Below are 13,100 nucleotides of genomic sequence, written 5' to 3'. Positions count from 1 at the left end.
TGCAAGCCAGGAGGTCCCGTGCCCCGCTCAGACGACACCCACACGATTACCGGCCCGCCGTCGCTGCCTCTGCACCGTCTGAGGTTCGACCCACCCGGACCGCCCAGGCCCATTGCGTTACCCGATGGCACTCAGGCCTGGCTGGTGAGCCGGTACGCCGACGTACGCATGGTCCTGACCGACAACCGATTCGGACGCGCACAGCTCCACGCACCGGACGCCCCGACCCTGTCGGGCGAATCCGGTCTGGTGGGCAGCCTCGACCTGATGTTCAACCAGGACGGCGAGGACCATCTGCGCCTGCGCCGCACCCTGCGGCGTGCGTTCACGCCGAGGGCCGTCGCCCGCTGGCGGCCCTGGATCGCATCGATCGTGGAGCAACGCCTGGACGAACTCGCCGACAGCACACCTCCGGTGGATCTGGTGGCCCGCTTCACCCTTCCGCTCCCCGTCGAGGTGGTCAGCCGACTGATGGGTCTCGACGCCCCGGCCCGGGAACGGCTGCGTCACTGGAGCCAGTACGCCTTCTCCGACGGCTCCCACCCCAAGGAGGAAATGGAATCGGCGCTGGCGGAGTTCGCCGATTTCGGAAGCGCGCTGCTGGCCGAGCGGCGAAGCGCGCCGGGCGACGATCTGACCAGCGTGCTCGTCCGGGCAGCCGATGACGAGGGCGGTATCCCGGAGGGGCAACTGGTCGACCTCGTGTGCGGGCTGGTGGTGGGCGGACACGACAGCACGATGACGATGCTCGGCAACTCCCTGCTCTACCTGCTCGGCGAACGGCCGGAAAGCTGGCCCCGTCTCGGCGCGGACGAACAGGCCGCCGGGGTGGTGGCCGAGCGGCTGCTGCACCTGGTTCCGCTCGGCGACGACCGGGGGACCGCGCGCCACGCCGCCGCCGATACGGAGGTCGGCGGCGTGACCATCCCGGCCGGCTCGGTGGTTCTCGCCGACTGCGGCATGGCCAACCGTGACCCCGATGTGTTCCCGCCCCGGCAGTTCGCCGACCTGTTCGCACCCTTGGAGGCCCCCACTCTGTCGTTCGGCGCCGGCCCGCACTACTGCCTGGGCGCCTGGCTGGCCCGGCTCGAACTCCAACTGTCCCTGCACCGGCTCGCCGCCCGCTTCCCCGGCCTCCGGCTTGCGCAACCCGCCCACGGAGTCGAGTGGCGACGTGGCACCACATCCCGCAGTCCTCAGCGGATCACGGTCACCTGGTAGGAGGACATCCGCGGCGCCGACCGGGGAAGCCGGCCCGCGTACGGCCCGCTGTCACTGTGCAGGTCCGCTGAGGGTGTGCGCCCGCTCAGCGCAGATGCACCGGCAGCGATTCGATGCCGTAGACGATCGACAGCTTGCGGAAGGCCAGGTCCTGGGGCGGGACGGCGAGGCGCATCCGGGGAAACCGCCGCGCCAGGGCCGGGTAGGCGGAGCGCAGTTCCATGCGTGCCAGTTCGGCGCCGATGCAGCGGTGGATTCCGTAGCCGAAGGCGAGATGCCCTGAGGTGTTGCGGTGCGGGTCGAAGCGTCCGTCGTCCATGACGTACGACGCATCGCGGTTGGCACTGCTCAGTGAGCAGAGCACCATGTCGCCCCGGGGAATGACCACCCCCGCTATCTCTATGTCCTCGCGGGCGAACCGTGGGAAGGCGATCTGCACCGCGGAGAGGTAGCGCAGCACCTCCTCGACGAACGGCGCGGCCATTGCGTCGTCCGTCCGTATTCGCTCGAAGACGTCCGTGTTCTGGAGCAACACGAGGGAGCCGAGGGCGATCGTACTGGCGGTCGTCTCGAACCCGCCGGTGAGCACGCCGTCGGCGAGGCCCGCGAGTTCCTCGTCGTCGACGCTGTCGCCGTGCTCCTTCACGATCATGCCGAGCAGGCCGTCGCCCGGTTTCTCGCGCTGCATCTTGACCACATTCCTGAAGTACGCCAGCGACTCCGACATGGCGCCGAAGGGTGCGGTCGTTCCACCGAAGAGGTCGAAGCGGTCCATGGCCAGTTGCTGGAAGTCCTGGCGGTCCTCGTAGGGAATGCCGAGCAGCTCACAGATCGTGAGGGAGGGGATCGGCAGCGCGAACTCCTGCACCAGGTCGACCGGGCCCTGACGGGCTTCCATCGCGTCGAGGCGCTCCTCGACGATGGCATCGATCCTGGGGGTGAGGCGACGCAGCCGGCGCATCGTGAATTCCGGGGTCAGGATGCGGCGCAGCCGCGTGTGCACGGGAGGATCGCTGAACCCGAGCCCGCCGGGGCTCTGCTCCGCTGCGACTCCGGCGTTCGTGGCGAGGTGGGCGAAGTCGGTGCTGAACCCGTCGGCCGATCCGAGGACGGCTTTCGACTCCTCGTAGCCGGTGACCACCCAGGCGTCCATACCGAACGGCAGCGAGACCTTGGACACCGGCGCCTTCGCCCGGAGCCCGGCCAGCTTGTCCACCGGGTCCAGGCCATCCCTGCGCAGCAGCATCAGCAGGTCTTCGGGCAGCAGCCTGATCGTGGAAGAGCCGATCCCGTACTTCTGGATCCTGGACAGGTAGGTGCGCCCGAACCGGGCGGTGATACGAGAACGGAACGTCGTCCTCAACGTGCACTCCATTGGTCGTCGCGCGGTCCGCACACACGGTGCGGACATGAGAAGGCTTTGCAGTAGGCATGGACACGGACTTTGGCCGGCGTCAACACGGTTTGCGCCGAGAGACGTTGTGTCGCAGGGCAGGAGCCGGAAGAGCGCTGGTAGCACACGGTAGCTGAGCGGACGGAGTGGGCAGTCGGCATGTCTTCGAAGCCAGGACCGGCCGACCGCCGCTGCATCTGCTGCCGGGCGTGATCACTGGCCACGCGGCCGGACGCGGGGCGGCCGGCCGACCGGTATGGTGCCTGGGGCCGGGATCCCCCGACGGTGCGGACCCGGTCACGCCCACCGGGCGGTCTCGCGCCGGTGCGGTGAATGAGGAGGCGTCTGCCGACCTGGTCCGGCGGTCCGGAGAGCTGGTCGACGGTCGGACGTTCGCCGACCCGTCCGCGAGTGCGGTGGTACGGGTCCGGGACGGCGTGCCGCCGCGACGCCCGCCCGCACGCCGTCCAAAGGACCACCAGCCTGCCCGAACAGCGCTGTCCGCTCGAACCGGGCCGACCGGCTTCGCCCGGGCCGCTGCGGCCCCGACGCGGCATCCTGAGACCAAGACGTCGGCCAAGAAGACCAGGCTTTCGTCCCCTTGGCCACGGCGCTCGCGACCGGCTGCGTCACACTGGTGTCCCCGTCACCGTACGAGCGAGGCGACCCGATGGCTTTGCAGTTCAGCGCCACCAACCCCGAACACCCCGCCTTCCTCCTCGAACTGCCCTGGCACCTGCCGCTCGAAGAGTGGCCGGAGAAGCATCTGGTGACGCTGCCGCGCGGCATCTCCCGCCACGTTGTGCGCTATGCCCGAGCAGGGGCCGACGTGGTGGCGGTCAAGGAGCTCGCCGAACGGCCGGCGGTGCGCGAGTACGAGCTGCTGCGTACCCTTGCCCGGCTGGGGATACCCGCGGTGGACCCACTTGCGGTGGTCACCGGGCGCACCGGCAGCGACGGGGAACCGCTGGAGCCGGTGCTGATCACCCGTCACCTCAACGGGTCCCTGCCGTATCGCTCGATGTTCGAGACGACAATGCGCCCGAGCACGGTGCACCGGCTCATGGACGCACTCGCCGTACTGCTGGTCCGGCTGCACCTGGCGGGGTTCGCCTGGGGCGACTGCTCTCTGTCCAACACACTCTTCCGCCGGGATGCCGGTGCCTACGCCGCCTACCTCGTAGACGCGGAGACCGGCGATGTGCACAGCCGACTCAGCACAGGGCAGCGTGAATACGACATCGATCTGGCCCGGGTGAACATCAGCGGCGAGATGCTCGACCTGGAGGCCGCGGGCGCGCTCCATCCCTCGGTGGATCCGATCGCGTTCGGCGCGGAGATCTGCCAGCGGTACGAGGAGCTCTGGAAGGAGCTGACCCGCACTTCGGTCTATCCGGCCGGTAAGTATCACTACATCGAACGTCGCGTGCGCAGGCTCAATGATCTCGGCTTCGACGTCGCCGAGATGCAGATCGTCAACTCCTCGAACGGCGACACGATCACTTTCGTCCCCAAGGTTGTCGACGCGGGCCATCATCAGCGTCAGCTGCTGCGCCTGACCGGACTCGATGCCGAGGAGAACCAGGCCCGGCGACTCCTCAACGACCTCGAGAGCTGGATGGCGACACAGGAGGACTACGCGCCGGGCGACCCGCTCGGTGCCCGTGCGGAGGTGCTTGCCCACCGCTGGGTCCGCGAGGTGTTCAGGCCCACGGTGCGTGCGGTTCCGCAGGATCTCCGGAGCTCGATGGACCCGGCCGAGCTCTATCACGAGCTGTTGGAACACCGCTGGTACATGTCCGAGCGGGCACAGCAGGACGTCGGTCTGGAGGCGGCCGTGGCGGACTTCAGCACCACTGTTCTTCCCGGCCGCGACACCGAAGCGCAGACGACGGGCGAATCTCCGTAACCCGCGTGGGCCCGTCCACCGGGCGAGAGGTGCACGCCCCCGGCCGTCCGGCGCAGACGTCACACACCTCGGGCCCACGCTGGGGGCCGGTGGCCCGCCCTTCGAGACCCTCGAAGCGCTGCTGCCCGAGAGCAGCCGCCTCGTGCTCCACACGGACGGAATCGGAACAGACGCTGCGGGGCGCCCCGCCGCCGAGCAGCCCATCGGCTCCGTGACGCGGCCCGGCGGCCTCCTTCGGACCTGGCGGCTGCAGACCTCTGGCAGGTGTGTGCCGAGGCAGGAACGGAGGTCCGGGACCCGGGACGCCTACGTCAGGGTGAGAGCGATCACGGCCCGGTCATCTTTCCCTCCGGCCGACCACTTGTCCGTGTCGGCCCTGATGAAGGACACGAGAGCCTCAGGATCCAGAGCCCTGTGGCCGTCACCGAAGTGAGCCGTCAGCCGGTCCATCACCGGATAGAACTCTCCGCCCGCGTTCCGCGCCTCGCTCACCCCGTCCGTGTACAGAAGGATCACTTCCCCTGTCCGCAGCGGGTGGGTGGTGACTTCGGCGCTTCCGCGGCCCAGCTCGCCCAGCCCCAGAGGCAGGCCAGGGGCGGTACGAAGCCGTTGCGTGCCCTGCGGAGTGAGCAGAAGCGGCGACGGATGACCGCGATCGACGATCCTCACCGAGCCTCCACCGGGCGGGAATTCCAGGATGAGAGCCGTGACGAACAGCTCCTCATCGCCCGCAGGGCATCCGGCATTGCGGGCGATACTGAGCTCAAGGCGTTCCGCGAGACGGCTCAGGTCCGTCCACTCGTGGGCGGAGACCCGAAAGCTCCCCAGGACGGCGGCCACCGTCTGAACCGCATCCAGCCCCTTCCCGCGTACGTCTCCGAGGACGACCCGCACGCCGAACGGGGTCTCGCACAGCTCGTAGAGGTCACCACCGACGAGCGTGCCGCCCTCACCCGCCTCGTAGAAGCCCGCTGCCCGCACCGGACCGAGCCGCTTCGGGAATGGGCGCAGCAGTGTCATCTGCACGGCCTCGGCAACCGAGCGGGCGTGGACCAGGCTGGCCTCGGCCCGGATCCGCTGCCGGGACAGCGCGATGCTGGCGATGCCGATCAGCGCGGTGGCGATGTAGATGGCCACATGGTGCTGTTCCGCGAAGTGCCCCGGGCGCAGGGAAGCCATCCACATCTCCAGCCCCACACATACGACGGTGATCCCGGCCGTGTGCCGCGGGCTCCGGGTGGCCGCCGACAGGGGCGGGGCTCCGACGAGCAGGAAACTCAGCGGTTCGCGGCTGTGGAGCAACGCCAGATCCACCACCACGTCCACGGAGATCAGCAGCAGGGGGAGCCACCAGACCCACGTCCTGTAACCGCCGGACCGAGGACGCCACCGCGACAGGCGCTTGATCCCTCCCGCGCCGCCTTCACTGGCATGTGACATATGGGAACCTTATGTGCATCTCATGCCCTTCCTCCATTGCTGTGCAGCCCCACTGGTTGTCTCTCATGGCGCCACCCGCCGCCGCAGGCATGGGGCAGGGATCAATGGCGCGCCGCGACGGTGGTAGGCGCCGGCTCACAGGCGGACGACGACCAAGGCGATGTCGTCACGGGCGCCACCGCTGACGCCGAGGACGGCCAGCAGGGCGTCGGCGAGGCGGTCCGGACCCAGGCGTCGATAACGGGACAGGGCATCGGTGAGCCGGCCGAGACCGACGTCGATGTCCTCGCCGCGGCGTTCGATGAGTCCATCTGTGTAGAGAACCAGGGTGTCGCCTCGGGCGTAGGACACGGCGGCCCGGGGGCGGGGGACATGGTCGGGGTGGGCGGCCAGGGGCGGGTCCGTGGCCCGGTCCAGCAGGTCCCAGTTGCCGTCGGAGTGCACCAGGACCGGGGGCGGGTGACCGGCGCTGCTGTAGGCGATCCTGCAGCCGACGGGGTCGATGACCGTCTGGACGGCGGTCGTGGCCAGCGCTCCCTCTACGGAACGGGCGTACAGGTCCAGGACCTCCAGGGCTTTGTCGGGCCCGTCGACGGCTCTGACGGCGGCGCTCAGGGCGCTGCGCAGCATGCCCATGATGGCGGCGGCCCCCAGGCCGTGGCCCACGACGTCACCGACCGCGACGGTGAAGCCGTCTTCTGGCAGGTCGACCACGTCGTACCAGTCACCGCACACGTTCAGCGTCCCGGTGGCGGGCAGATAGCGCACCGCGACGTCCCGGTGCCGACCCAGGTCCGGCGAGTGAAGCATCGCCTCCTGCAAGGTGACGGCCACCTGGCGTTCCCGGGCGTGGGACTCGTGCAGTTTCTCGTTCAGTCGCTGCAACTGCTGCGCCCGGGCGTAGAGCTCGGCCGCCATCGCCTCTCGCTCGCCGAGCGCCCCACCGCCCGCCTCCGGGCGGCCGGTGTGGGACAGGACGAACGCGGTCACGTCCTCCACCCGATGGATGATCCATGCCACCTCTCCATCCGGTCCGAGCACGGGGGTGTTGATCGGGGACCACCACCGTTCCTCGAACACCCCCTCCTGGCCCGCGACGGGGATGTCGTACTTCTGCACTGCCATCGTGTTCGGCTCTTTCGAGCCGAGGACCCGGCGCAGCGAGGCGCCCAGGTTCTGCACGCCGTCCGCGTCGGGGTCCGCCGGATTGTCCGGAAAGGCTTCGAAGAGGTGCTGCCCGATCAGGTCCTGCCTGCTCCGGCCGGCCGCCCGCAGATACGCTTCGTTGACATCCACGATCACCAAGTCGGGGTCCAGCACCAGGTACGGACTGGGCGTGGCTGCGAATACCCCCCTGTAATCGATCTGCGGTGTCACGGATCCCGTGCCGGCCTTCCGGTGCTCGAGGTGTTCTCGCCAATCTACGAAGCGCGTGGCGTCCGCGCCCGCCCTGATCCGCCATCCGCTGCCGGTCGGGGAGAGTGCTGTCAGCCGGTGGTGGCCGAGGGGGCGCCGGCGCAGCGCAGTGACATCGCCATCAGCTCGGCGACCAGATGATCGGCCGCGTCGCCGGTGGGAGCGGACAACGGGTCCACCAACACCTCTCCGATCGCGCCGGTCAGTGCGGCGGCCGTGACCTCCGGATCCTGTCGGGGGAACAATCCGGCGGCGACGCCCTCGCGAACCACATCGGTGAACACTGCGCGATAGCGGCGACGGAATTCCGAACGGGCCTCACCCAGCGCGGGCTCGGCCGGGGCCGCGAGCAGGGCGTAGGCCAGTCCAGGGTGTTGCAGGGCGCGGCGGGCGAAGACACGGACTCCGCACGCGAGTCGTTCCGCCGCGTCGCCGCTGCCGTCCCGGAGCACTTCTCCGAGCACCTCGACCTCGCGTGCCGAGGCGCGCCGGAAGACTTCCACGGCCAGGGCCCCCTTCGAGGGGAAATGCTGGTAGACGGACCCGACCGACATTCCGGCAGCGGCGGCGACCGCGGTGACGGAGGCATTCGCCCAGCCCACGTCGGCGACGACGGATGTGGCGCACTGGATGAGGCGGTCCTTCGCGGCGGCGAGCCGGTCCTGCACTGCGGGGGTTTTGCGGTAGGCCATGAAAGAAGTGGACCATTGTTCGGATCTTTCTGTCACCCTCCCCGCCGCCTCGTGGCTTTCTCCCGGGAAGCGGCTCTGTACGGATGGGCATCCGATGATGCATGCTCCGAACAGGGGTTCATATCTTCGGTGCAGCAGCACCGCCCTCACACTTCCGCATGCGATCAGGAGCCCGGAATGCACCTCAGTGCCATGCTGGACAGCGCGGTCCGCAAGGCCGGCGACAAGGAAGCCGTCGTCTACCGTGATCAGCGGTTGACCTATCGGGAGCTGGCCACTGCTGTCCGGCGGGCCGCTCGCGTGCTGAGGGATGCGGGGCTGAAACCCGGTGACCGGCTGGCGGTGATGACCTACAACACGCCTGCCTTCCTCCTCGCCGCCTTCGGCGCCTGGCACGCGGGCGCCACCCTGGTGCCCGTCAACCACAAACTTCAGACCTCCGAGGTGGAGCGGCTCCTGAAGCACTGCGGCGCCCGGATGGCAGTCGTGGACGAGGCCGTCGGCGCCCGCGCAACCGACGCCGCGGCCGAGGTCCAATGGCTGATCAGCCGACCGGACGAAGAGCTGGGCGCAGGGGAGTCCGACGCCCCCTCCTTCGAATCGCTGATCGAGCAGGCCGCGGAGTGGGACGGCGCCCGGACGACAGACGCCGGCATCGCTCAGATCCTCTACACCTCCGGCACGTCCGGCCGGCCGAAGGGGTGCGTGCACACACACCGCGGCATCGCCCTCACCGCCACCTACACCGCGGCGACCCTGCCGCTGCGACCCGACGAGCGCTTCCTGATCTGCATGCCGATCTGGCACGCATCGCCACTGAACAACTGGACGATGGGCACAGTCCTCATGGCCGGCACCGTGGTGCTCCAGCGAGAGTACGAACCCCGGGGGATGCTGGAGATCGTGCAGAGGGAGCAGGTCACTTCGGTGTTCGGAGCCCCCGTCGCGTTTTTGGCACCTCTCCGGGCCGTGCCGGACTTCAATGAGTTCGACCTGCACTCCGTGCGGGCATGGGTTTACGGCGGCGGTCCCCTCGACGCCGACTCCGCCCGCACCCTGATGAGCGCCTACCGAAGCACGAACTTCCACCAGGTGTATGGAATGAGCGAGATGGGCCCTGTCGGTTCCTCGCTGTCGCCCGCCGAACAGATCAGCAAGGCCGGTTCCATCGGCCGGGGTGGCATGCCCGGCGTCGACCTGCGCGTCGTCACCGTCGAGGGAAAGGACGCAGCCGCCGGCGAGACCGGTGAGATCTGGCTGCGCTCGGACACCCGCATGGTGGGATATCTGGACGACGAGGAAGCCACCGGGAAGGTCTTCTCAGCGGACTGGTACCGCACCGGCGACCTGGGCCGTATCGACACCGACGGGTTCGTGACCCTGGTGGACCGCATCCAGGACATGATCATCACCGGTGGTGAGAACGTCGCCTCGCAGGAGGTGGAGGCGGTCCTGCGAGGACACCCGGACATCGTCGACGTCGCGGTCATCGGCCGGCCGCACCCGCAGTGGGGCGAGACCGTCGTCGCCGTCGTCGTACTGCGCGACGGCGCAGAACTGACCCTGGACGGCCTGCGCACCTGGATGGCACCACTGATGGCCCGCTACAAGATCCCACGCGAACTCGTCCTGCGCCCATCATTGCCGCGTACCCCCTCGGGCAAGGTGACCAAGCCAGCTCTGCGGGCCGATCTGGCACGCTCCTGAGCATGCGCGCGGCACGCACCGGTGCCGTGGGGCGGCAGATCTCGACGGGCACGTGTGCCCGCCATGCCCGGAGCCCATGAACTCCGTCGGACCTGCATCACCCCACGTGTGCGGCTTCCGTGCCACGAGCGCCGCCCGATGGCCGTGGTGATCCGCCCGACTGGACCGGCGCCTTCGGCGTCGCCCCCTGTGAAAGGGGCCGGGCCGGCTCCGCGACCGACGCCGACTCTCTGCGATCGCGTTCGGCCGGACCGGTCTCGGCTCAGCCGCGTACGAGGTCCAGGTAATCCAGGTTGAAGTTCTGGTAGGCGGACTCGTCCAGATGGATGCGGAGGCGATGGCTTCCGGCTTCGAGATACTGGCTGACGCCGCTCGGCTGGTCGAAGAACGCACTGTGACCAGTGGTGTTGAGGACCTGGACGGCACGGTCCGGCTCTCCGCCGTCGAAGCTCAGCCGGTAGGTTCCGGCCGGAGCATAGGGCGAGGAGACCCGTGCACCGACCTTGTAGGTGCCGGACTTGCTGACCGTGAACGCGTAGTCGATCCACTCTCCGCCGCGGATCCAGCACACCGCGACCGCACCGTTGAGGTCGCAGATGTCGACGTCCTCATTGATACGGGCTACGGATTCCCGGTTTCCCTTGTCGGCGTCGTGGTATGCGACACCCTCGCCGCCCCGGGCGAAATCCTCGGCCTGGATACGAATGTCTGCACGCGGCTGCTGCGGCACATGACCGGTGCGCAGCCAGGACTCGAGATTCCCGACGTTGTCGGTCTGGATGACCGTGGCACCGAAGGTGTCGACGAGCGCGCCCCAGCCGCGGGTCGGGTCGATCAGCGAGGCCTCGTCGGTGTAGTGGTCGGCCAGACCGTTCCACATCGAGTTCACCCACACCCGGCCGGTGGAGCGCAGCCGGTCGATGACGGGCTTGCGGGCGACCGCGTCCTGAGCGCTGTCGAAGACCACTTCGTAGCCGAGTGGCTGTTCGTCGCCGAACTCATCGATGGAGCCGATGTTGCCGTCCTGGACCAGGTGCATGTACAGAGCTTCCGGGTGCTTACGGCGGAAGTCCCGCACCTGGTCCACGGGTGCGTCGGACTTGAACAGGCCATTGCGGACCGTTCCCGTGTCGGCCAGGACCTGGTACATCTGCTCACGGAGCGGCCATCCCTTGTCGAGGTTGACCAGACCTCGGTTCTTGGCGAGCTTCATGATCTCGGCCAGCGTCGGAACCCTCTCGTCGGTCACCGCCGCCTGCGCACCACCGAGCCCCTGCTTCAGCCGCAACTCCTTGATCTGCGCCAGGGTGAGGTCGGAGACCTTACCGGTGCCGTTGGTCGTACGGTCCACCGTTTCGTCGTGCATGAGGACGAGTTGACCGTCCTTGGTGCTTCGTACATCGGTCTCCACGATCTCGGCGCCGTCCTTGAAGGCCGCCAGGAACGCCGGAACGCTGTTCTCGGGTGCCTTCCGCCATTGGGCACGGTGCGCGGCGGTGAGGATCTTCGCCCGCGGGCCGTGGTCCTTGAAGTCACGGTATGCCCGCTCGGCTGGAGTGCCCGACAAGGCGGCCGGACCCTTCGCGGCGGACGGTCCGCCATCGGCCTGTGCGTAGGTGTCTCCGAGTGCTCCGGCCGAGAAGGTGAGGAGCGCCGCCGTGATGAGACCGAAAGTACGTTTCCTTGTCATGCACGAACACTGTCGGTGGCCGGCGAAACGGAGGCAACACCTCTGTGCACAAAGGCTGAACGACCGGCGGCCCTCAACCTCACCTTTCATAGAGGGAGAGGTCCATGCCCCGCACCGTGCGACGGTAGACCAGCGACATCTGGCCCTGCTGCATGAGCTGGGCCGTCTGGGCAGCGGTTCGCTCGGCGGATGTGTGGCGGATGCCGGTGGAGAGGTGACGGCAGGTGATCTGCCAGACCCTCGACGGCCGCGGCAGCCGCTGGGCCAGGACGGCAGGCGGCACCGGCTTGTTGTCCAGGCTTCCCCGGCGCGCTGCCGGCACGGCGGTCCCGAGGTCGTCGAGGCCATCGAAGACCTGCGGGTAGGCGGCTGCCAGCAACGGGCACCTGCCACCCGAGATGAGAAACCCGTCATGGGGCATGGCCCGGGCATCCACCATGTGGATGACGGCGGTGGTGTCCCAGGCACGGCTGTCCTGCCGACGGATGTTCACGTGAGCCGGAACGAACAGAGCGGACAGGGCAAGGCCCACGACGAGTTGCCGCGACCGCGTCGTGTGTGCGCAGGCAGCACCGATGAGCAGTGCTGCGGGTGGCAGGCAGAACAGCAGATAGCGGTAGGCGAAGTGCGATTCGTGCACGGAGGCGGCGAAGAGCACCACGGGCGGCAGGACCAGCCAGGGCACGGCGACCACGACGAGCGGGCCGGGGATCTTGCGCACCCGGGTGAGGGTGAGAGCCAGAGCCGTGATCGCCGCAGCTGCCAGCAGGGTCCTCATCCGGTGGGGCACGTACTCCTGTCCCGGGACCAGGAGCCAGCCCAGGAACGCCGGCAGTGTGCCGGCCCCGACGGGCTCGGCCTCTCCCACCGCTGATCGCTGGGTGAACGTGAACGCCAGGAGCGGAGAGAGCGCCGCGATTCCCGCGGCCTGCGACACCAGGAACCGCCACATCACCCGCCGGCCCGGCCCGTTCACCACAACAACCACCCCGTGGGCGGCTGCCAGCAGCAGAGCCATCATGTTCAGCCAGCCGAGCAGCCCCACCGAGGCGCCGTACACGGCCCACCACCGGCTGCTGCTGTCCATGGCCTTCAACAGCGCGCACGTGGCGAGCACCGCGACAGCCAGGACCAGCGCGTAGGAACGTGCCTCCTGCCCGTAACGCGACACGGTGGGCATCGCGGAGACGAGCAGCCCCGCCCACCAGCCCGCCCGGCCACCGGCCAGCCGGCGCCCCAGCCAGCCGGTCCCGCCCGCCGTAACAGCCACCGCCAGGGCCGAGGGCAGGCGCATCGACCACGCACTCACCCCGAACACCTGCCCCACTCCGTGCATCAACAGGTAGTACAGGCCGTGCACCGCATCCACCTGGCCGAGCAAGCGAACCAGTTGCGGACCGGAGCGACGCGCGACCGCCATCGTGACGACTTCGTCAGTCCACGGCGACGGCGAGGCAATCGACCACAGTGCAAAACAGAGCGCGACCACCCCAGGAATGGCCACCACCAGACGACCGGAGTGTCTCTGTGCTGACAGCGCAGGTGCGGGACGGTGCACGACGGTTGTCGGACGGTCTTGAAGCGGGGGCATCGCGCGAACCTAAGCGCCCCGCCGCCATGTCGGACTGCAAC

At 68.8% G+C, this 13,100-nt stretch carries 9 protein-coding genes; 3 read left to right on the top strand and 6 right to left on the bottom strand.

All coding sequences use genetic code 11. From position 1 onward, the window contains the following. Nucleotides 1-144: 144 nt before the first annotated feature. A complete protein-coding gene (locus ACFVYE_RS13320) occupies nucleotides 145-1,221 on the top strand; it encodes a cytochrome P450 (protein ID WP_383964160.1) in 1,077 nt (358 codons plus the stop codon). An 85-nt stretch (nucleotides 1,222-1,306) separates the two neighbouring features. On the opposite strand, the gene ACFVYE_RS13315 is transcribed toward ACFVYE_RS13320, so the two are convergent. Further along, nucleotides 1,307-2,596, bottom strand: a complete 1,290-nt coding sequence (locus tag ACFVYE_RS13315; protein ID WP_389605524.1) for a cytochrome P450 — start codon at nucleotides 2,594-2,596, stop codon at nucleotides 1,307-1,309. Between the two features lie 688 nt (nucleotides 2,597-3,284). On the opposite strand from ACFVYE_RS13315, the gene ACFVYE_RS13310 reads away from it, so the two are divergent. After that, entirely contained in the window at nucleotides 3,285-4,523 is a 1,239-nt protein-coding gene (locus ACFVYE_RS13310; RefSeq protein ID WP_389605522.1) for a DUF4032 domain-containing protein, read from the top strand. Between the two features lie 306 nt (nucleotides 4,524-4,829). Here ACFVYE_RS13310 and ACFVYE_RS13305 read toward each other — a convergent pair whose 3' ends face one another. The 3 genes from ACFVYE_RS13305 to ACFVYE_RS13295 form a co-directional block, all read right to left on the bottom strand. Next, on the bottom strand, nucleotides 4,830-5,963 hold the full coding sequence (locus tag ACFVYE_RS13305; protein WP_389605520.1) for a PP2C family protein-serine/threonine phosphatase: 1,134 nt from the start codon (nucleotides 5,961-5,963) through the stop codon (nucleotides 4,830-4,832). 135 nt (nucleotides 5,964-6,098) lie between these two features. Continuing rightward, complete coding sequence (locus ACFVYE_RS13300) at nucleotides 6,099-7,340, bottom strand: SpoIIE family protein phosphatase (RefSeq protein WP_383964148.1); 1,242 nt, start codon at nucleotides 7,338-7,340, stop codon at nucleotides 6,099-6,101. Nucleotides 7,341-7,450: 110 nt separating this feature from the next. Beyond that, nucleotides 7,451-8,071 carry a TetR/AcrR family transcriptional regulator gene (locus ACFVYE_RS13295; RefSeq protein ID WP_383964145.1) on the bottom strand — a complete coding sequence of 207 codons (621 nt, stop codon included), beginning with the start codon at nucleotides 8,069-8,071 and terminating at the stop codon, nucleotides 7,451-7,453. Nucleotides 8,072-8,248: 177 nt separating this feature from the next. Between ACFVYE_RS13295 and ACFVYE_RS13290 the strand changes: the two genes are divergently transcribed. Then, nucleotides 8,249-9,778: a class I adenylate-forming enzyme family protein gene (locus ACFVYE_RS13290; protein ID WP_383964143.1), complete on the top strand. Its 1,530-nt coding sequence runs from the start codon at nucleotides 8,249-8,251 to the stop codon at nucleotides 9,776-9,778. 262 nt (nucleotides 9,779-10,040) lie between these two features. Here the strand turns inward: ACFVYE_RS13290 and ACFVYE_RS13285 are convergent, their stop codons facing one another. After that, on the bottom strand, nucleotides 10,041-11,468 hold the full coding sequence (locus ACFVYE_RS13285) for a glycerophosphodiester phosphodiesterase family protein (protein WP_389605517.1): 1,428 nt from the start codon (nucleotides 11,466-11,468) through the stop codon (nucleotides 10,041-10,043). 79 nt (nucleotides 11,469-11,547) lie between these two features. After that, nucleotides 11,548-12,888, bottom strand: a complete 1,341-nt coding sequence (locus ACFVYE_RS13280) for a glycosyltransferase family 39 protein (protein WP_383964137.1) — start codon at nucleotides 12,886-12,888, stop codon at nucleotides 11,548-11,550. Nucleotides 12,889-13,100 lie beyond the last annotated feature (212 nt).

Origin of the sequence: Streptomyces sp. NPDC058239 (assembly GCF_042882185.1) — a bacterium.
GTDB lineage: Bacteria > Actinomycetota > Actinomycetes > Streptomycetales > Streptomycetaceae > Streptomyces.
Note: the sequence above shows the minus strand (reverse complement) of the source record. Positions and strands in the feature narration are given on the sequence as shown.

Excerpts from the sequence above, each read along its gene's own strand:
- ACFVYE_RS13315 (WP_389605524.1), bottom strand. The coding sequence starts at position 2,596 with ATGGAGTGCACGTTGAGGACGACGTTCCGTTCTCGTATCACCGCCCGG.
- ACFVYE_RS13310 (WP_389605522.1), top strand. The coding sequence starts at position 3,285 with ATGGCTTTGCAGTTCAGCGCCACCAACCCCGAACACCCCGCCTTCCTC.
- ACFVYE_RS13305 (WP_389605520.1), bottom strand. The coding sequence starts at position 5,963 with ATGTCACATGCCAGTGAAGGCGGCGCGGGAGGGATCAAGCGCCTGTCG.
- ACFVYE_RS13295 (WP_383964145.1), bottom strand. The coding sequence starts at position 8,071 with ATGGCCTACCGCAAAACCCCCGCAGTGCAGGACCGGCTCGCCGCCGCG.
- ACFVYE_RS13290 (WP_383964143.1), top strand. The coding sequence starts at position 8,249 with ATGCACCTCAGTGCCATGCTGGACAGCGCGGTCCGCAAGGCCGGCGAC.
- ACFVYE_RS13285 (WP_389605517.1), bottom strand. The coding sequence starts at position 11,468 with ATGACAAGGAAACGTACTTTCGGTCTCATCACGGCGGCGCTCCTCACC.
- ACFVYE_RS13280 (WP_383964137.1), bottom strand. The coding sequence starts at position 12,888 with ATGGCGGTCGCGCGTCGCTCCGGTCCGCAACTGGTTCGCTTGCTCGGC.